Here is a 19676-nt window from a genome sequence, read left to right on the forward strand (position 1 = left end):
CTCATGGTGAGGAGGCGCAGAGCGCCGTCTCGAACCGTGAGGCCCGGCCGGTGGCCTCATCCCTCGAGACGCGCTTTGCGCTCCTCGGGATGAGGAGAGGATGAGCTACGTCGCCTTCCTGACGAACGTGGCCTTGAGATTGTCGAACAATTCCACCTTCACGCCGTTGCGGCGCATGATGAAGCTCTGCTGCAGCACCGACAGCGTGTTGTTCCAGGCCCAGTAGATTACCAGGCCGGCCGGGAAGCCCGCCAGCATGAAGGTGAAGATCAGCGGCATCCAGTCGAAGATGATCTTCTGCGTCGGATCCGGCGGCGTCGGATTCAGCTTCATCTGGAACCACATCGTGATGCCCATGATGATCGGCCAGATGCCGAGCGCCAGATAATGACCGAAGATCGGAAGCTGCGTCGGATCATAGTGCAGCAGGCCGAACAGCGTGAACAGGTTGGTCGGATCGGGGGCCGAGAGGTCCTTGATCCAGCCGAAGAACGGCGCATGCCGCATTTCGATGGTGACGAACAGCACCTTGTAGAGCGAGAAGAACACCGGGATCTGCAGCGCGACGGGAAGACAACCGGCGATCGGGTTGATCTTCTCCTTCTTGTAGATCTCCATCATCTCCTGCTGCTGCTTCACGCGGTCGTCGGGATAGCGCTCCTTCAGCGCCTGCAGCTGCGGCTGCACCGACTTCATCTTCGCCATCGAGGCGTAGGACTTGTTGGCGAGCGGGAAGAACAACAGCTTCACGATCACGGTGACGAGCAGAATCGAGACGCCGAAATTGCCGAACAGGTGGTAGAACCAGTCAAGCGCCAGGAACATCGGCTTGGTGATGAAATAGAACCAGCCCCAGTCGATCAGCAGATCGAAATGGTTCAGCCCGAGCTCCTTGTTGTAGCCGCCGAAGCCGACCAGCGGGAAGTTGATGCCGACCACGCTGGCTTCCTTGGCGCCGGCGAACAGCCGCGCATTGGCGCTGATGGTCCCGCCAGCCGGCAGTGTCTGCGCTGCCAGCAGATAGTCGGTCTGATAGTTGTGGGAGTTGCCCACCGGTTCCGACGAGAAGCGCACATGCAGCTTGGCCGTGGTGTCGGGCAGCAGCGCCGACGCCCAGTACTTGTCGGTCATGCCGAGCCAGCCATTGGTGGCGTCGAAGGTGAGCGACTTGGCTTCGTCGATCTTCTTGTAGGCGAACTCCTGCAGGCCGTGCTCGCCGAGATAGCCGATCAGGCCCTCATGCAGGATGTAGTAGCCGGAGACCTGCGGCGTGCCGTGGCGGGAGATCAGCGCGAACGGATAGAGCGTGACCGGCGCGTTGCCGGCATTGCTGACCTCGTCCTTGACGCTGAAGAGATAGCGGTCGTCGATCGAGATGGTGCGGCGGAAGGTCAGGCCCTCGCCGTTGTCGTATTTCAGCGTCACCGGCGTCGTCGGGGTCAGGCTGCCCGAGCCCTCCTGCTGCCACACCGTGTTCTGGTCGGGAAGGCGTGTGGTCGATCCGGTCGCGGGCACCCAGCCGAACTCCGCGTAATAGGGCGCCGCCGTCTGCGACGGCGAGAACAGCACGATCGGCGGCGAATGCGGATCGACCGTCTCGCGAAACTTGACCAGCGCGATGTCGTCGATGCGGGCGCCCTTCAGCGAGATGCTACCGGTGACGAGCGGGGTGTCGATCTTGACGCGCGGGCCCGCGGCCAGCGCCGCCTCGCGGCTGATGACAGGCCCGGCTGCGGCTGTCGACGGTGTTGTCGTGGGCGTAGAGCTGGCGGATGGTGACGGAGTCGCGGTGGGCTGGCCCGGGGTCGCATTGGGTGCAGGTTTCTGCAACTCGGCCTGCCGTTGCTGCTCCGCGCGCTGCTTCTCCATCTGCGGCACGTTGTAGAAATATTGCCAGGCGATCAGGACGAGACCGGACAGAATGACGGCAAGGATCGTGTTGCGGTTATCGGACATCTCTTAAGGTCTCGTCATTCCGTTCGGATTACGCGCTTTCGGCGCAGGCCGGTCGAGGCGGCGCAGCGCCGACCGCAGATCGTCAAGCATGGTCGCAAAGTCACGGGTCAGCGCGTCACGGCGGCCGACTAGCACATAATCATGGTGCGGTCGCATCGATATGACGTCGACACGCTTCACCAGTTCGCGAAGCCGGCGGCGGATGCGGTTGCGCTCGGTCGCGGTGCCGTTTTTCTTGGTGACGGTGAAGCCGACGCGGATCGGGCCATCATCGTCGCGGCGGCGTCCCTGCAGCACAAAGCCTGCGCTGTTCGCCCGCGCGCCATTGGCAACGGCGAGGAAGTCCGCCCGCTGCCTTAGCCGATCCATAAAGAATCTCCGGAGAGGAGATGTCCGGGCTCAGGCGCTCAGGCGCTTGCGGCCACGCGCGCGGCGCGCAGCGAGAACCTTGCGGCCGCCGGCCGTGGCGAGACGGGCGCGGAAGCCGTGACGGCGCTTGCGCACCAGTTTGCTGGGTTGATAAGTCCGCTTCACGGGTAATTCTCCGCTGACCGGGCAATTTGCCGTTGAATTGAGATGAAGTCCGGTGATGCCGGCGGGCCCAAAACGGGCCGCTTACGGCCCAAATGAGCCGCCCCCGGTCAAGAACCGGGCCATCGCGGACAGTTGGCGCGGCTTATAAGGGAGTGCCCCGTTTTCGTCAATGTCACAGGGTGACGCAAAAGGCCTTCTTCGAAACGTCGCATTTGCGGCGAATATATCTGTTTTCGCGGGGTTTTTCATGGGGGAGCGGTTGCGGTATCCTGCGGGAACCGGCCGACATTAGCGATCCGTAATTTGACCGGCTTGGGGGCCGGGCCGCATCTTCCGACCCCTGAGCCAAGCAAGGCTTTATCTTGTGGCTGTAACTGACGATCAGGCAACCCCGCTGAAGCAGCGGCCGACGCCGCCCCTGCGGCTCGGGCTGTCCGGCAAGCTCCTGCTGCTGACGATTCCCCTGGTGATGATCGCCGGGCTCCTGATCTATGTGCCGGCGATCGCCAACTTCCGCATGAACCGGCTCAACGACCGCCTCGCAGCCGCCAATACCGCCGCGCTGGTGCTGGATGCGGCGCCCTCCGGCATGGTGCCGGATTCGCTGGCGCGGCAGATCCTGACCAGCATCGGTGCCCGCGCGGTTGCCATCAAGATGGGACAGCAGCGTCGTCTGCTCGCCAGTGCCGACCTGCCGGCCGCGATCGACCACGACGTCGACATGCGCACCATGACGGTGTGGTCGGCGATCGTCGATGCCTTCGAACTCATGCTGGAGCACGGCGACCAGACCATCCGCGTGGTCGGGCCGGCGCCCGGCCAGGCGCAGTTCATCGAGGTCGTGATCGACGAGAAGCCGCTGCGGCAGGCGATGTACCGCTTCTCGCGCAACGTGCTGGTCGTCGCGCTGCTGATCGCCGGCCTGACCGCCGGCCTGGTCTATCTCGCGCTCCACTACCTGTTCGTCCGCCCGATGCGGCGGCTGACCGCGAGCCTGGTCGGCTTCCACGAAAATCCGGAAAGCTCAGCGCGAATCATCGTGCCGAGCCAGCGCGGCGACGAGATCGGGGTTGCCGAGCGTGAGTTGTCGGACATGCAGCGGGACCTCGTCTCGATGCTGCACCAGAAGAGCCGGCTCGCCGCGCTCGGACTTGCCGTCTCCAAGATCAACCACGACCTGCGCAACCTGCTGGCGTCCTCGCAGCTCTTGTCGGACCAGCTCGCCAGTGTGCCCGATCCGCGGGTGCAGCGCTTCGCGCCGAAGCTGTTGCGTTCGCTCGAGCGCGCCATCGCGTTCTGCCAGTCGACGCTGTCCTATGGCCGCGCGCAGGAGGCGGCGCCCGACCGCCGCGTGATGCTGGTCGAGCCGGCCGTCGCCGAAGTCCGGGAATCCGCAGGGCTTGCGACGGAGGCCTCGATCACCTGGATCAGTGCGATCGAGCGCGGGCTCACCATCGACGCCGATCCGGACCAACTGTTCCGGGTGCTGCTCAACCTGGTGCGCAATGCCGTGCAGGCGCTGGAGAGCCATCCCGATGCCTCAACCATGCAGATCCGCATTACCGGCCGCCGCGAGGGGACAGTGGCGATCATCGAAGTCTCCGACACCGGCCCCGGTGTGCCGGCGAAGGCGCGCGAGCATCTGTTCGAGGCGTTCCAGACCTCCGGCCGCCCTGGCGGCAGCGGGCTGGGCCTCGCCATTTCCGCCGAGTTGATCCGCGCCCATGGTGGCGCCATCCACCTGGTCGAGGGCACCATCGGCGCCACGTTCCGGATCTCGATCCCGGACCGCCCGGTGGAACTGCTGTCGGTGCGCAACGAGCGTGCCCGGGCGTAGAGCCGGGACCTCTCATCGCCATTCCTGATCTCGTTGGCAAAAATCAGTGCGGGAATCCATGATCGCTGCGTTTCCGGACGCCATCGCGAGCCCGGAATGACGGAAAAGGCCGCTTCGGGCAGTCACTCTCGCCATTTCCCGTCAAATCGGTGATCCGAACATGCCTGCCAGACCTTGCCAACCGGGCCGGGAGCCTGTAGCTAGAGCGCTCTTTCGCGACGGTCCAGGCCTTCTTGGACCTGCGCGGGCCCTAAGCCCTGCCGCGAAAATGCGCCCGTAGCTCAGCTGGATAGAGCATCAGACTACGAATCTGAGGGTCGGACGTTCGAATCGTTCCGGGCGCGCCATTTCGTCAGAGCACCATTCATAGCCGCAAGCCACCAATAATACGACACAATACGACAGACGCCGCCGTGCACAGGGCGACCCGAGTATGCGTCGGGTCTCAAGCGGCGCGTTCGATCCTGTAGGGCCGGACCGGCAGGTGGCCGGAATTTTCCACGCCTCGCCGATCTCGTGAATCAGATCTACCGTAAGCGCGCGCCGACGCGAAAGAATCTCCGAAGCGCGAGAGCGCGAACCTAAGAGTTCGGCCAGCTCGGCCTGAGTATGTCCGAGCTCCTCGATTGCATAGCTGAGCACGTCGATCGGATCAAAACGCTTGCCGCTCTCGATCGGCCATCGCTTCGCCTCGTATATTTCGACAAGCGCGAGGAGGTCATCGAGCCGGTCACCCTTCTCGGTGCCTTCAGCAGCCCCCCAACATGCATCGATCTCGGCGAGCGCCGCATGATGATCTTTATCGCTCTTGATCGGTCGGATTTCCATGGATCGTTCGCTTTAAAACTGCGAGACGGTCAGCGCATCGATGCTGTCGTATTCGGCATGGGTTCCGACGACCTTTACAAAGGCCACTTGTCGGCGGAAATCGAAAGCCACCTTCCCGCAACTTCGAACCTGACGCGCTCGCGGTTCAGAACCTTCGATTTCGGAGCTGCCCTCTGGACCTCATCCGTCGAAGCCCAGTGTGCCGCCTTAATCGGCGTGGCGCCGGATGTCGTGTCTACCACGAGTAGCGCGCGCCGAAGTCGCCCCTGACGCCGTCACGCCTGCTGCCATCGGTGCCGCTCACTGCGAACTGATAGCCTGCCTGGGCATAGAGGGTGAGGCCGGGCAGCAGCTTCGCGCTCAGGCCGCCGGCAAACTCCAGCCGCGTCGCCTGCTCGGCCAAGAGCACCGACTCGGGGCCGAACATCGTGTGCACGTCGGTACCCCAATCGTGCCAGACGTTGGCGAGCACGTAAGGCTGCCACACTCGTCCGGCCGGGTCGTCGATAGTCCACTTGCCACGCAGGCCAAGCCGCCCGCTGGCGCCGGACGTGGTGCCGAGAGCGACCGGGCCCAAGCCGTCGTCGGCGTCGCCGAAGGAAACCCGCTGCCAGATGATCTGGCCCTCCGGCTCCAGCACGAAACCGGGCCCGAACCATGGTAGCGGAATCGGATAGCCCGCCTCCAACGACGAGGTGAAGCCCGTGCCATTGGTTGGCAGGTTGGCGAACTGGGTCGCCGCATTGCCGTTGTAGAATGAGCCCTGCAGCACCGCGTCGATGTACCAGCCGGCGGGACCATAGTGGGTCCAGTAGCCGCCGAACGAATAAGCATTGAGGTTCAACGAGCCGGTGTGTTGCAGGATATAGGCGGTCGCGGCCGCGTTGGTGACGAGGCCATCCACGCTCACATTGCCATTGCCATAGGCGAAGTAGACGCCGACGGTGTCGCGGTGGCCCGGAATCAAACTGCCGCGCCAGACATCGATGCCGGTCTGGATGCCGGCCACCTGGCCGGTCGCGCGCGGGTCGGCGAAGGCCTGGTAGTGATTGTTGATCTGCTGACCGAACAGGCGGCCCCATACGGCCGGCCGACAGTTGGTTTCCGGAGCGGCTGGGGTCTTGGTGATGGCTACGCTGTCGTACGTGGCGTTCAAGCACGCGGCATCCGCCGCTGCATCGCCGACGCGCTCATGCAACGTGCCGAGTGTGGTGAGCCCCATCTGCCGGGCAATCGGCTGCACAACACCATAGGTCGCGATCTCCGGCCCGATGATCGGCCAGATGCCCGGAGGCGGCGGCTGTCCGTTGTCGGGTGCAGGCACATCGGGCAGCTCGCCCGGCGGCGTGACCGGGCCGTTGCCGCCGTTCCCACCATTGCCGAGGAAGTCCGAACGCAGGAACCAGTTATCGGGGCTGCTACCGTCGGGGGCGCCACGGAAAAGACGGTAATCAAAGAAGCCGGCACGCACCTCGCCCGCGAGCGTGAACGCACCCAGGTCCGTCGTGCCGCCGGGTGTTGTCACGACCACCGGGATGCCAATCGTCGTATAGTCGCCTGGGCCCGTCGTGTTGTGAATTGTGAGCGTGGTCGAGCCGATCGCACTGCCATTGATGATGAGCCGGTCGGATGGGGAATTATCGCCACCGAGAAAGGTGTTAAGCGTGATCCCGCCACCCAAGCCAGTGTAGTTCGCAACGGTCAGCGTTTTATAACTGCTCAGTAGCGTTGGATCGCCGGAGGGCGACGTGAAAGTGATTTGGCTGGCATCGTTAACGAGCGTCGTCAGATTCGAATTGCCAGTCATCCTCCAGATTGTGCCGTTCTGCAGCGTCACACTGGACGTGGCGCCGGCTTCCGTGATCGCCGCGCCGGTGAGCTTGGAAAAGTCGGCAGTCAAATTGAGGAGGCCCGAATTGGTTGGAGCCGGCCCCCTGACGTCGAGCCAGACACCGCTCTCAGATGACACGGCAGTGTTTTGGCGCAGCATGACATCGGCCGTGCCGCTGAGAACGGAGATCGCCGGCGCTGCTGTGCTAGTCAGCGTACTTCCGGACACGTTGGCCGTCTGCAATGTGCCCGCAGCACCTGCCATAAACAGGGCGCTCGCGCCAGCTCCGGTCGCAGTCACGGAGACACTCGTGGCCATAACCGTGCCCCCGTTTTCGACGTCCACGCCATGCGCCCCGATACCGGCGGTCGTGATGAAAACGTCCGTGGCCGCAAAATTGGTGGCCGCTCCGGATGCGAACAGGCCGCGCGAAGAATTGCCGGACGTCGTGATACTGCCTCCGGTCATTGTCAGGAGGCCATCTCCGTGAACGCCATCCGCGTTGCTTCCGGTCGTCGTTATGCGGACATCACTGGCAACGAGAGGAGCCGTCGGCGAGTCCGCGTCCAGGCCGGTTGTACCCGCCGCGAAGACCTGAACGCGCTTGAGGGTCATCGGATTTACGGCACTGGCGGTGAGCCGTATTGCCGCGTCGCCTGAAACGCCTGCTGCCCGGACTACGGTATCCGTCGCCGTGAGCAGCCCTAGGCCCTGCTGCTGGAGGGCGGCAGTACCACCGCTGCCGCTCGTGGCAACAACCGTTCCGCCGTTCACGACGATCGTGCCGGGTAGCGTTGCGGCGCCCGCTATCACGGTGTTCGTGGTCGCGGTGAACGTAATGCCGGTAGCCGTAACGCTGGCACCAGCGCCTCGCGCCACCAGGGCTTGGGTGCCAGCGGTATAGGACAGCGACGGGTTCGCCGCACTCGGCAAGGCCAGCACTTCGCCCGGTCCGGCGGTACAACTGACACCAGGGTTACAGCCCGCTTCGGCGTAATTTGTACCCAGGGTTACCGTAGTGAGCAACGCGGCGAGCGCGATCGCCGATCGCGCCCCAATCCTCGAAAATGCGTCTGACAAGAGCGTCCGCAATCGGCCGACCGCCCGCAGTTTGCCGCACCAACGTTGGACTACCGGCTGCCCGAGCTGAGCGTCTCGGGCCAGCTTCTCCGCCTTAGCAACTTTGATCATGAGAACCCGCTCCGCCTCAGCCAATGGATGACACGGTGAAAGATGGGCCAGCAATCTCAGCTTGTATGTAAGAAAAAATACTCGCAGATTGCGCCACAATCATGGCGCGCAGTGGCTCGGATGGCGCGGCCGCCGCGAGAGGGCCCGCCGCCCCAAGTGTCGCGGTCGCGACGTCGCCATCGATGATTCCGCGAGGGTCGATCCTGGCGCGGAGGATGACCGCGGTCTCTCGTCTGAATCTTATTCGATGTAGATGACAATTCACTCGATGTCGTTACCTGCTCGGACACCAAAGCATTGAAAGTCCGCGAACTGGGTTGTTGAGAACTCTCCTCCCTGAAAACCGTGCTCGCTTTCACATATATATTGTGCGCAGAGTTCAACCCCAGCGAGATATCGATCGGGAGGAAACTATGCGGCGGATCAGACGGAATCTTCGCGCGGCCGGTCTCGAGCCAATCCCCACCGGGCTAGAGGCGGGGTTGAGCGACAAGATCACCACCACGCCGCTGCTTGTTCAGGACGGCTTCGGCTACGGCGGCGCAGAGCTCCCTGCCGATGGCCTCAGTTATTGCGGGCCGACCGCCGCTGCGATGTCGCTGCTTTGGTTGGGCAAGAACGGCTGGCGCCAGATCGGCCCCGCCGCCCCGACGCAGACGGATGCGCTCGACCTCGACCTTCTGCTCGCTGGCCTGGCCGATACCTCTGCCTTAGGCGGCACCTATACCGACAACCTGCAGAATGCGGTTGCGACTTACCTTAACGCTGGTGGAATTGCGTCGAGCGCATTCACCTATCCGACCGGGACCAATCAGCCCTCCGTCGATCTCATCGCCGAGCTCAACCAAAGCCAGACCGTCGTGACTCTGCTGCTTGGCTGGTACACACCGGTCAGCGCCGGCAGCAGCACATATCAGCGCGTCGGCGGCCATTTCGTCGCCATCCTGGGGCAGCAACAACCCAATCCCGAGGATCTCATCATCGGCAACCCGTGCCCGAGCTCTCTCAAATCGGTTCCGGACCTGCCGAAATTCGCCCGCCAGACGCTGCCGACCTCGAATTTCACCGGCACGAGCGCGGACCTTCCCGCTCCACCCGCCCCGGGCACCTATTATCTCCAGTTTCCCGACGTGACCTGGTCCGGCTCGACGCAGGCCGTCACGCCTGTGCTGGAGACCGTCGTTGCGCTGACCGTCGCGATGTCCGAGCAGTCGCGCAACCGGCCCACTCCGGCGTCGTGGAGCCCGGCGGCCGCGCAGACCATCGACACCAATGGCGCACCGTTCAGAGTCCTCGCCCCGCTTGCCGGCGCGGGCGGCCTCATCAAGCAGGGGGACGGCGCCCTCACGCTGTGCGCGTCCAACGCCACCACTGGTTCGAACCAGATCGCCGGAGGCTCGCTTGCTTCGGCCGAGACCTCAAGCGCGTTCGGCGCTGGCGGCATCGCGATGAGCGGCGGGGCGCTCGTGGCCGATCCTGGCGGGTCGGGCGCCGAGGTCGCACTGGCCGTGGCGGGCGGCCAGAATGCTCAGTTCTCATTCAGCGGCTCGACCGCACTCCAGCTTGTGATCGGCGAGAATGCGAGCCTCGCCGTGACGCTCGGTGGCCCGGCGTCGGGAGACGGTCCCGGGCTCGTGCAGGCCGGTCCCGGCGCACTCGTGATTTCCGTCGATGCCGGCGCCGCCGCGCTCGGCGCCGCCTGCACGTTGTCGGCCCCTGCCGGAATCGGAAACCTCGCGTCGTCCCCGATCGTCGCGCCGTCGATCGTCGCTCAAAGTCCGCAGTCGGCCGGCGTCGTCGATTTCCTCAGCTATGGCGAGAGCGGCTTTGTCCTTCCGAAGTACACGTCATCGACCGAGACAAACATCAACTCCGCTTCCGCGTCGGACGTCTATTCCGTCGATGATGCACAGACCCTCGAAGGCAACGCGACAGCTTCCGTCTTCGCGCTTAAGGCGGGGCCATACGACGTCGGCGCGGCGGGCGCGAATGCTGTCTTGAAGGTCGGCCCGCAGCAGGCCGGCCAGACAGCCGGCGTGATCCTCAACGGAGCCACCCTTACAGGTTTCGAGTTCGATTTCGGTGCATCGGACGCAGCCGTCTATGCGAGCGGGAGCGCCCTCGTGGGAGCTGTGATCTCGGGCTCGGGTCAACTCAACTTCTTCGGTCCGGGCACGATCAATCTGACCGGCGCGAATGCAGGCACCGGCGACGTCCTCGTGCTGTCCGGCACCCTCGGGGTGAATAACCTCGAGGGGTCGGGGACCGGCACCGGGCCGGTGACGGTGCAGGGCACCGGAGTTCTGAGCCTCGAGGGGACCGTCTCCGGAGCAATCTCCGCCGAGAACGGCGCGTCCGTCATCCTGCAATCCGGGACGGCGGCGAGCAGCCTCGATGTCGACGATCAATCAACCCTTGCAGGCGTAGGTTATGTCGCCGGCTCCGCGACCATCGACGGCCAGATCCTCGCCGGATCGTCGCCGGGATCGATCGAGTTTCAAGGCGACGTCACCATGACCGGGACGACGATGTTTGCCTGGACGCTGTTCGATCTCGAGGACGACTCGACCGTCGGGGAGGATCCTCAATGGAATTCTCTCGCCTTCACCGGCAATACGCTGAACCTTGGCCAAAAAAACAACGGGGTCGCCGTCATCCTCGACATGACCAAGCTCGGCCCCCGAGATCCCAACTCGGATCACGAGTTCTGGACGTCGTCTCACACCTGGACACTGTTCCACTCAGAAAACACCGCGTTCGACAGTCTGTGGTACGAGCTTCTCCAGCCCCAATTCAGGGCGGGCTACTTCTCCCTCACGAACGACCCCAATTTCCAATTCATGTATCTGACTTTCACGCCCTCCGTCGTCGGTTGATCGGGAATTGCGAGGACCACAGGCGTGCGTTCGGCGGTCGCGGCGCGAAGAACTGACGCGCTGCGATCGTGCGTTACGGCGCCAAGCTCGCGCCATCGCAACCACGATGGAGTCCATCAGCGGCAACAGAATGATGGAGATGGCATAGGTGACCGTATAGCCGATCACCGGCATCGAATTTCCCGCCTGTGAGACCAGCGCGCTGATTGTCGGCGTGCTCGTTCAGCATGACGATTTCGTCGCGTTGTCCCATAGTCGCAACGCCTGATAGCGACGGGTGATCGACGACAGGGCGATCCAGGAGTTGAAATGATGTCGGACAAAGCCATTCTCGCCTGCATCGTCTGCAGTGCCATGATCCTGAGTTCGCTGGGCGCCTCCGTGCGCGCGCAGACGCCGTCGAATTGCAAGGAGCCGCATGCGGGCGCCAAGACTGCGCCCATGTTGTCGCCGCCGCTCGCCAGCGTGGTGACGGGGACGAGACGGCTGCAACTCTATTCGGCGCCGAACCTGCACTGCCCGGTCAGCGGTGTCTTCGTCGTTCCGAACGATGAACTCGTCACCTACGCGCAAACCCGCGATGGCTGGTCGTCCGTGATGTACGCAAATCCCAGGACCGGCGACAACGTCTCGGGCTGGGTGAGGTCGGCGCGGTTGAAGCAAACCGGGACGGTCGGCCCGAAGCAATAGCCTGGCCGCACGATCATGTCCCGCCGCGGGACTGACCAGCCGTTCGAACAGCGCCGATTCCTGGCACGCTATCGGCCCTCAATGGATCGCGGCGTACATGATCTTCTCTTCCGTCGCTTCGATGGCGGAGAATTCCTCGACCACCTTGCCCTGGCGCGACACCAGGATGCGGTCGGAGAGCGCCATGATCTCGGGCAGGTAGGATGAGATCACGACCACCGCCTTGCCCTCGTCGGCGAGATGGTTGATCAGCTCGTGGATTTCGACGATGGCGCCGACGTCGACGCCGCGCGTCGGCTCGTCGAAGATGATCAGATCGGGCTCCTGCACGAGCGACTTGGCGATCACGACCTTCTGCTGGTTGCCGCCTGACAGCTCGACCACCTTGGCCTCGTCTCCGATGGCGCGAACCTTCAGCCGCTCGGTCCAGGTCTTGCCGGCCGCGTTGGTCTCGCGCCGCGACAGGATCATGCGGCCTTTCGGAAACTTGGAGAGCAGGCCGAGATAGATGTTGCGGGCGATCGAGGCGGTTTCGAAGAACCCCTCGACCTTGCGGTCCTCGGTCACGTAGGCGATGCCGGCTTTCACGGCCGGCGCCGGCACCCGGTAACGCACCGGCTTGTCGTGCAGCAGGATCTCGCCGCCGTGGAAGAAGTCGCGCTTCAGCACGCCGGAGACGATCTTGAACGTCTCGGTGCGGCCCGCGCCGACCAGGCCGAACACGCCGGTGATCTGCCCGGCGAACACCGACAGCGAATTGTTCTTCACCATCGGCGCCATCTTGAGATTCTGCACCGTGAGGACGCGGGCTCCGGCCGGCCGCACGGTTTTCTTCTTCGCGCCGTAGAGTGTGTTGGAAAGATCGCGTCCGACCATCGCCTGCACGATCGCCGCGCGGTCGAACTTCGCGGCATCGTCGGTGACGACGTGCTTGCCGTCGCGCAGCACGGTGATGCGATCGGCAAGCAGCAGCGCCTCCTCCAGTGCATGCGAGATGAAGATGATCGAGACACCGCGCTTCTTCAGGTCGCGGACGAGGTCGAAGAAATATTTCTTCTCCTCCGGTGTCAGGGTGGCGGTCGGCTCGTCGAAGATGATGACCTTGGCCTTGTGCAGGACGGCGCGGGCGATTTCCACCATCTGCTTCTTGGCGGCACCGAGCCCGCTCACTGTCGCGGTCGGCGTCACGTCAAAATTGAGCGATTGCAGGAACTGCTGCGCGGCGATGTAGATGCCGCGCAGCCGATTGTAGAACTTCTCCTGCCCGAGAAAGAGGTTCTGCGCGACGGTCATGGTCGGCACCAGGCTGTTCTCCTGGAACACCATGGCGATGCCGAGGTTACGGGCCTCGAGCGGCGTGCGCGGCGCGACGTCGGCGCCGTCGACCATCATGGTGCCCGAGGTCAGCGTCACGACGCCGGCCATCACCTTCGTCAGCGTCGATTTGCCGGCGCCGTTCTCGCCGACCAGCGCGTGGATTTCGCCGCGGCGGAGATCGAAGTCGACGTCCTCGATGGCGGGCACGCCGGCATAGAGCTTGGTCGCCTTGCGCAGTGAAAGCACGGTATCGGTCATGCGCCGAACTCCTCCGCAAGGCTGGCCAGCGGCAGTTTCAGGACGCGGCCCGGCCCCTTGGCGATCAGCAGGAGATCGCCGCCCATCTCCACCGCCGCGACCACGCCGTGGTTGATGCCGTCGACCCGGCTGTGCAGCGAATAGAGCGGATTGCCGTCCGCGCTCAGGCGGATCACGAGCCCGTAGGAGCGCGGCGGCGCCCATGGCTTGATCACGCCCATCGTCTTGATGTGCGCGCCCTGCATCGGCTCCTTGAACGAGAAGCCGGAGCGCAGGCGCGGCGCGACCCAGTAGGCCGGATCGATCTCGGCCATCATGCGCCGCCGGTAGGCCGGCTCGCGGAGCACGAACTCGATGAGCTGGGTGCGTGCGGTGAAGGCCGTGAGCCAATAGCCGCCCCCGGCAGCCTTCGACAGCCGCGACGGGTAGACGGGCAGGCGGCCGAGCACGACCCGCGGCGCTTGTCCATTCCTGATCAGGATCAGGCGATGGCGCCAGCTCTCGCTGACCAAAACGCCGTCGCTGTGTGCGCAGGCGCCGAAGGCGTAGCCGAGCTTCGAGGCCAATGGCGTCACCGATCGGGCCTTGGGGTCGAGCCGGAAGGCGCGGCCGCTGCGATTGAGCTGCATCAGGTCGCGCGCCCAGTCGTCGACACCGCAGGTCGTCGAGCCGTCGGTTGCGATCAGGCTCCCGTCGTCGGCCTGCGCCAGGGCGTTGACCGCGTTGAAGGCGGCGTCGTTGAAGGTGACGCTCGGCTCGCTCGAGGAGAGGGCTGGATAAAGGCGTACCTCGCGCCCGCCGAGCGCAACCGCGATGCCGCCTCCCGCGAGCGCGCAGAGAGCCGAGATTGGCAGCTCGAAGCTGCGCAGCTCGGTGGCGATGCTGCCCTCAAGTCGCAACAGGCGACGGCCGTCCGCGACATAGAGGTTGCGGCCGTCGGTCGCGAGGTCCTCTGGCGCCTCGCATTGCAGCACCGTCGTTGCGGCCTCCAGCTTCTGGTTCGGCTTGAGCGCGCCGTCGAACGACGGCACAGTGATGGTGGCTTCGCCGCGCCCAAGGAAGCGGTTGGTGAATTCCCTGACAGCCGCAATCACGACAGCTTCCCCCAGCGCTTGTCATACTGCACGAAGTTCGGATCGGCGTTCTCGAGCTTGTAGCGGCCGATCCGGTTGTTGGCGATGCCGCCGAGATAGAGATAGCCGCGATGCTCGCGCATCGAGGTGATCATCGGATGGTTCTCGCCGCGAAGGTCCCAGAACGATTCGAGGATCTTGCCCTGCTCGTTGAACTTGACGACGCAGCCGGTGTTGATGTTCGGGAACAGCCATTCGTCGACCGGCACCCGCTTGGCCATGCGGCGGCGGAAGCCGGGCATCTTCCAGGCGAGGTCGAGCGAGGGGCTGCGCATGCCGACCAGCGCCAGCCAGTAGTTGCCGTCGGAGGCGAGGTTGATGTTGTCAGGGTAGCCCGGCAAATTGTCCATCACGACCTCGACCCTGCCCTTGTTCGGTCCCGCGAACCAATAGCGCTTGATCGAGCAGCCGAAGGTCTCGGCGAACAGGATCGACTGGCCGTCGCTGGCGACGCAGATGCCGTTGGGGAATTTCAGCCCGCGCAGCGCCGTATGCGTGGCGCCGGTCTTGGTGTCGTAGCAGATGATGCGGCCGTTGCCGCGCGCCTCCAGGCCGTCGATCGGCCATTCGTCCATCTCGTAGCGCACGGTCGCTTCGGAGAAGAAGATCAAGCCGTCGTCGGTGATATCGAGGTCGTCGGCGAGCCGCAGGCGGCTGTCGTCGTTGACCGAATGCATGCTGCGGTTGGTTTCGTCGGTGGCCTTCTCGACCGTGCTGTCCGGCTTGATGCGGTAGAGCCCCATGCCGCCGATGCAGACATAGAGATTGTCCTGCCGGTCGAACGCCATGCCGAGCGGCTGGCCGCCAATATGGGCGAACACCTCCATCCTCTCATAGTCGGGGGCGAGGAAGCGGATGATGTCGCCGTGGCGCGAGCCGGCATAGAGATTGTCGTTGCGATCGAGGATGACGTCCTCGGGCGCCTCGATGCGGCCGAGGCCGATCAACTGGACGTCGCGCAGCTTGTCGTTCTGCTCGAACGGCCCGCCCTGGCCGATCTCGGTCGGCGGAGGCGGCGGCAGTGCGTGATAGGTCGGCGCGACATAGACCTTGCTGATGATCCGCGTGCGGTTCTTCTGCCAGCGAATGTCGACCATCGCGGCGACCAGCAGGATCCCGGCGAGCGCCATGCGATTGATGCCGCCGCGCGCGTTCAACGTGGTCAGGCCGTTGGTGATCAGGAGCACGATCAGCACGCCGACCAGCGATTTGGCGACCGAGCCCTTGCCGCCGCCGAGCGTGATGCCGCCGAGCACGGTCGCGGTCAGCACGATCACCTCGAGGCCGACGCCGATGTCGCCGCCGACGGTGCCGAGGCGGGCGGCGAAGAACAGCGCGCCGATGCTGGTGAGCACGCCGCTTGCGACATAGCAGAGCGCGATGGTGCGGCGAACCGGGATGCCGGAGTTGTAGGCCGAGCGGCGCGAGCCGCCGATCGCCGTGATGTGCCAGCCCGGGCGCAACCGCGTCATGAAGATATGGCCGAAGATCGCGATCGCGATATAGACCAGCGCGACGCTCGGAATGCCGAACACGTCGCCGCCGCCGATGAAATTCCAGGACGGGATGTCGGGGAAGGCGGCGGCAATGTCGTTGGAATAGCGCTGGATCAACAGATCGAAGGTCGAACGGTAGATGATCAGGGTGATCAGCGTGGTGATGAAGGCGCGCAGCCGCAGATAGCCGATCAGGACGCCGTTGACGGCGCCGAGCAGCGCGCCGCAGAGCAGGGTGGCGGCCACCACCGCCGGCACCGGCCATCCCAGCACGTCGAGCAGGTAGAGCGCGCAGAAATCGGTCAGCGCGAAGATCGATCCGACCGAAAGGTCGATGCCGCCGACGATGACGACGAGCGCCATGCCGAGCGCGATGAAGCCGATCTCGCCGGCCTGGCGCGCGGTGTCGGCGAGGCTCGACGGCGACAGGAAGTGATCGATGGAGCGGCTGAGCGCGAAGCCGACGATCAGCAGCAGGATCACCGGGATTGCGGTCTCGGTCCACCGCTTGGACAGGATCTCGCCGAGGAGATGGTCCGGCCAATAGCGATAACGCAGGCTCGTCAGGGTGTCGCGCATCGGCATTCCAGCAGGTGTTGGAGTCTGGAGGACGACGTCCCGGGTGCGTCACCCGGGACGTGGCCAATCGGGCTATTTCTTGAGGTCGCTGAGATTCCAGCATGCGGTCTGGCTGTCCGCATTCTCCTTGGTGATCGGGATCAGCGTCGTGTATTCGGAGCCCTTGACCGAGCCGGGCTTGGCGCCGGACGACAGCAGCCACTTGATCGTGCCGGCCATCTGCGCCGCCTGCGTCGGTACGTCGTAGCTGAGGTTGAGGTCGAAGGCGCCGGACTTCACCAGCTCGCAGGCACCCTTGCGCTCGCCGCCGCCGGAGGTCGCAACGAACACCTTTCCGGTGAGGCCGGCTTCCTTCACCGCCGCCGCGGTGCCGATGTCCATGCCGTCCCAGAAGCCGACGATGCCGCAGAGATCGGGATTCTGCTTCAGCACGGTCTGCGTGATCGCCTTGGCTTTCGCGGCATCCCAATCGGCGGCCTGGCTCGACACCACCTTGATCTCCGGATGCTTGGCCAGAACGTTCTCGACGCCCTTGAGCGTGTAGGCGCTGGCGGCCGCGGAGAGCGCGCCTTGCACGATGGCGATCTTGTTCGACTTGCCCTGGCAGCCCTTGACCACCGCCTCGGTGTCCTTTTCGCCGATCTCGATCCAGTTGGCGCCGACGAAGGCCGAGCTGCGATAGGCCGAGCCCATGTTGATCTGGATGACGTAGATGCCTTCGTTCTCGGCGCGCTGCAGCAGCTTGGCGTAGGTCTGCACGTCCGGATTGTGGATCACCATCACGGCGGGCTTCTCAGAGATAAGCGAGGTCACCGCTTGCGCGCCTGCATTGGTGTTCCAGTTGGGATCGCGGATCTCGAACTTCACGCCGAAGGGCTCGAGCTCCTTCTTCAGGCCGGCGTACCAGCCTTCCGTGAGGTCGAAGTTCATGGCGACCGGAACGTAGGCCACCGTCTTGCCGGTCAGGGCCTCCTTGAACGGCTTCTGAAACGGCTCGTCGAGACCCTTTTGAGCCAGCGCCGGTTCGGCGATGGCCGCAAGCCCGAGCGTGGCAACGAGTATCTTTGCAGTATGGATCACGCGCTTCACTGCTTCCTCCTTGGTTGGTGTCGTTGTCGTTTCACTCATATGTCGCCCTGTTGCGCCGTTTCTTCGTTGCGCGGATTCAGGAAGGAATCCGTGATGACGGCGAGCAGCAGGACCACGCCCTTGATGAGGTTCTGCCCGGCATAGGAAATGTCCATGATGGTCATGCCGTTGAGCATCGTGCCGATCAGCAGCGTCCCGATGATCACGTTCAGCACGCCGCCGCGGCCGCCGGAGAGCCCGATGCCGCCGAGCACCACGACCAGGATGACGTCGTAGATCAGGGTTGAGTTGAAGATGCGGGTCGGCATTGAATTGACGGAGGCGGCCATCACGAGACCGGCAAAGCAGCCGATCAGTGCCGCAACGACATATTGCAGCACGATGATCGGGCGGGAGGGAATGCCGGTGACGCGCGCGGCGTATGGATTGTCGCCGATCGCATAGATGTACGCGCCCCAGCGCGTCCGGCGCAGCAGGAACGCCACCACGATGCAGGCGATCGCGAACATCACGATCGAACTGGGAATACCGAGGATGTTGCCTTGCCCGAGCCGCTCGAATCCGGCCATACCGTCGCTCCACTGCACGACGTCGAGCTGAAACAGCGCGGCCTGGCCGAGCCCGGCGAGCAACAGGCCGGTTGCCAGCGTCGCAAACAGCGATGGGACTTCGGCGTAGGCGATCAGCCAACCATTGATCAGGCCGAAGACGATCGTGAGCAGCACGGCGGTCAGCAGCGACGCCGTCAGCGAGTGGCCGTCCTGCACCATCTGCAGCACGAGCCCGGGCGGCACCGCCAGCGCTGCGATCAGCGAGATGTCGATGCCGCGTCCGATCACGACAATCGCCATGGCGAGCCCGAGGATGCCGAGCACGGCGACGTTCTGCAGCAGCGTCAGCATGTTCTCGGGCGTGAGAAAGCCGCGTAGGAAAACCGAGAACGCGAGGAAGAGCACGGTGAAGACGGCGAAGACGATCTCCTGCTGATTGAATCGGAATCGCTTCATTGCCGGATCCTTCCTCGAGACCTATGAGTGCGCCATCTGTTTCGGTTTGGAGCGGGAACTGGCCGCCATGCGGCCGGGTCGGCTTCGTGCCGACAACGCGGCGTCGATGAACGTCGTGACGCCGTTGATGTAGGCCTCGATCGAGGTACCGCGGGTGCGGTACTTGGCGCGTTTGACGTACCAGTCTTGCAGCAGCGGCTTGATCAGCGACGCCGAGAGCGTGACCTGGTCGATCGTGAAGACTCCGCTCGCGACGCCCTGCCTGAGCACGTTGGCGATGATCTTCTCGGTCATGACCTCCATGTCTTTGGCGCGCTGACGCTCCGCCGGGGGAAACGATTTCGCCTCCATGAAAGCGAACACGAACCAGGGCTGCATCGTCTCGCTCATCCGGACATGGGTCGCGACGATCCAGTGCAGATGCTTGCGCGCATCCTCCTTCACGTCGTCGGGGGGCGCGGTGAGAACCTCGGAGACGGTCTCGGCGACCTCGCTGAGGATCATCGAGAGCAGCGTCGGCTTGCTGTCGAAGTAGGTATAGAGCCCGCCCATGCTGAGGCCGGAGGCTTCCGCGAGCTGGCGCAGCGTGGTGGCGTGAAAACCGTGCTTGTTGGACAGCGTCAGCGTGGCGCCGATGATGCGCGTGAGGTTGGGAACGGCGAGATGCGGCTTCTGGACCTTGATGGAATCGCGGTGGCGCTCGAGGATGCGTGCGCACAGCACGTCGATCGAGAACGCATTCGTCCCCGGCCGCTGGCGCGCGAGACGCAACGTTGCCTCCTCCCAATGTAGCCCCGACCCTCTTGTGTCGTTGTCGGTCAGGGGCGGGCTCTCGGCCCTTGCATCATTCCTAGCGCAGAGACCGGTCGTCGGAAAAGGGGGGCGATCAAATTTTCTGAGAGAGCGCTCGCTCGTTTTTTCGGGCCCAAGGTCGGGGTTGACGAACGCGTCTCGGTGATGACGTCGCGCCGGTGCAGGATCGCCGCGGCATGGCTTCGACGACGAGCCTCAGCATCTTCCGGTCAGCATGAGGCCATCCACTTGGCGAGCCGCC

General features: G+C 64.3%; 14 protein-coding genes and 1 tRNA gene. 4 read left to right on the plus strand and 11 right to left on the minus strand.

Features of this window, described 5'->3' with window-relative positions:
• Positions 1–105: 105 nt before the first annotated feature.
• From yidC to rpmH, 3 genes are read right to left on the minus strand one after another with little or no spacing between them, the layout of a single operon-like run.
• Complete coding sequence (yidC, locus tag P6U25_RS03230) at positions 106–1956, minus strand: membrane protein insertase YidC (RefSeq protein WP_407150012.1); 1851 nt, start codon at positions 1954–1956, stop codon at positions 106–108.
• 3 nt (positions 1957–1959) lie between these two features.
• Positions 1960–2325 (minus strand): ribonuclease P protein component, encoded by a 366-nt coding sequence (gene rnpA / locus P6U25_RS03235; RefSeq protein WP_407150013.1) that lies wholly within the window; start codon positions 2323–2325, stop codon positions 1960–1962.
• 30 nt (positions 2326–2355) lie between these two features.
• Positions 2356–2490 (minus strand): 50S ribosomal protein L34, encoded by a 135-nt coding sequence (gene rpmH / locus P6U25_RS03240; RefSeq protein ID WP_008542748.1) that lies wholly within the window; start codon positions 2488–2490, stop codon positions 2356–2358.
• A 364-nt stretch (positions 2491–2854) separates the two neighbouring features.
• Here rpmH and P6U25_RS03245 point away from each other — a divergent pair, with 364 nt between their 5' ends.
• Together P6U25_RS03245 and P6U25_RS03250 are read left to right on the plus strand one after the other, a co-directional pair.
• Positions 2855–4327 carry a sensor histidine kinase gene (locus P6U25_RS03245; protein ID WP_407150014.1) on the plus strand — a complete coding sequence of 491 codons (1473 nt, stop codon included), beginning with the start codon at positions 2855–2857 and terminating at the stop codon, positions 4325–4327.
• Between the two features lie 270 nt (positions 4328–4597).
• Positions 4598–4674: transfer RNA gene (locus P6U25_RS03250), tRNA-Arg, on the plus strand.
• 493 nt (positions 4675–5167) lie between these two features.
• Here the strand turns inward: P6U25_RS03250 and P6U25_RS03255 are convergent.
• Together P6U25_RS03255 and P6U25_RS03260 are read right to left on the minus strand one after the other, a co-directional pair.
• Positions 5168–5266: a type II toxin-antitoxin system HigB family toxin gene (locus P6U25_RS03255; RefSeq protein WP_407150015.1), complete on the minus strand. Its 99-nt coding sequence runs from the start codon at positions 5264–5266 to the stop codon at positions 5168–5170.
• Positions 5267–5390: 124 nt separating this feature from the next.
• Entirely contained in the window at positions 5391–8177 is a 2787-nt protein-coding gene (locus P6U25_RS03260) for an autotransporter outer membrane beta-barrel domain-containing protein (protein WP_407150016.1), read from the minus strand.
• A 482-nt stretch (positions 8178–8659) separates the two neighbouring features.
• On the opposite strand from P6U25_RS03260, the gene P6U25_RS03265 reads away from it, so the two are divergent.
• Positions 8660–11053: an autotransporter-associated beta strand repeat-containing protein gene (locus tag P6U25_RS03265; RefSeq protein WP_407150017.1), complete on the plus strand. Its 2394-nt coding sequence runs from the start codon at positions 8660–8662 to the stop codon at positions 11051–11053.
• 312 nt (positions 11054–11365) lie between these two features.
• Positions 11366–11743, plus strand: coding sequence for a hypothetical protein (locus P6U25_RS03270; RefSeq protein WP_407150018.1), 378 nt, complete (start codon positions 11366–11368; stop codon positions 11741–11743).
• Between the two features lie 78 nt (positions 11744–11821).
• Here P6U25_RS03270 and P6U25_RS03275 read toward each other — a convergent pair whose 3' ends face one another.
• The 6 genes from P6U25_RS03275 to P6U25_RS03300 all read right to left on the minus strand — a co-directional run bounded on the left by P6U25_RS03275 (position 11822) and on the right by P6U25_RS03300 (position 19393).
• Positions 11822–13318 (minus strand): sugar ABC transporter ATP-binding protein, encoded by a 1497-nt coding sequence (locus tag P6U25_RS03275; protein ID WP_407150019.1) that lies wholly within the window; start codon positions 13316–13318, stop codon positions 11822–11824.
• The gene (locus P6U25_RS03280; protein ID WP_407150020.1) at positions 13315–14412 is read right to left on the minus strand and encodes a hypothetical protein; all 1098 of its coding nucleotides are present in this window, start codon (positions 14410–14412) and stop codon (positions 13315–13317) included. The genes P6U25_RS03275 and P6U25_RS03280 overlap by 4 nt, the downstream gene beginning before the upstream one ends.
• Positions 14409–16532: an ABC transporter permease gene (locus tag P6U25_RS03285; protein WP_407150021.1), complete on the minus strand. Its 2124-nt coding sequence runs from the start codon at positions 16530–16532 to the stop codon at positions 14409–14411. Before P6U25_RS03285 ends, P6U25_RS03280 begins: the two co-directional genes overlap by 4 nt.
• Positions 16533–16598: 66 nt before the next feature.
• Entirely contained in the window at positions 16599–17615 is a 1017-nt protein-coding gene (locus tag P6U25_RS03290; RefSeq protein WP_407150022.1) for a sugar ABC transporter substrate-binding protein, read from the minus strand.
• 35 nt (positions 17616–17650) lie between these two features.
• Complete coding sequence (locus tag P6U25_RS03295; RefSeq protein ID WP_407150023.1) at positions 17651–18622, minus strand: ABC transporter permease; 972 nt, start codon at positions 18620–18622, stop codon at positions 17651–17653.
• A gap of 21 nt (positions 18623–18643) precedes the next feature.
• Positions 18644–19393, minus strand: a complete 750-nt coding sequence (locus tag P6U25_RS03300; protein WP_407150024.1) for a TetR/AcrR family transcriptional regulator — start codon at positions 19391–19393, stop codon at positions 18644–18646.
• Positions 19394–19676 lie beyond the last annotated feature (283 nt).

Origin of the sequence: Bradyrhizobium sp. ORS 86 (assembly GCF_045571475.1) — a bacterium.
GTDB lineage: Bacteria > Pseudomonadota > Alphaproteobacteria > Rhizobiales > Xanthobacteraceae > Bradyrhizobium.

Bases quoted from the DNA above. Each gene is read 5' to 3' on its own strand.
- yidC (WP_407150012.1), bottom strand. From the start codon at position 1,956: ATGTCCGATAACCGCAACACGATCCTTGCCGTCATTCTGTCCGGTCTC.
- rnpA (WP_407150013.1), bottom strand. From the start codon at position 2,325: ATGGATCGGCTAAGGCAGCGGGCGGACTTCCTCGCCGTTGCCAATGGC.
- P6U25_RS03260 (WP_407150016.1), bottom strand. From the start codon at position 8,177: ATGATCAAAGTTGCTAAGGCGGAGAAGCTGGCCCGAGACGCTCAGCTC.
- P6U25_RS03270 (WP_407150018.1), top strand. From the start codon at position 11,366: ATGTCGGACAAAGCCATTCTCGCCTGCATCGTCTGCAGTGCCATGATC.
- P6U25_RS03275 (WP_407150019.1), bottom strand. From the start codon at position 13,318: ATGACCGATACCGTGCTTTCACTGCGCAAGGCGACCAAGCTCTATGCC.
- P6U25_RS03285 (WP_407150021.1), bottom strand. From the start codon at position 16,532: ATGCCGATGCGCGACACCCTGACGAGCCTGCGTTATCGCTATTGGCCG.
- P6U25_RS03295 (WP_407150023.1), bottom strand. From the start codon at position 18,622: ATGAAGCGATTCCGATTCAATCAGCAGGAGATCGTCTTCGCCGTCTTC.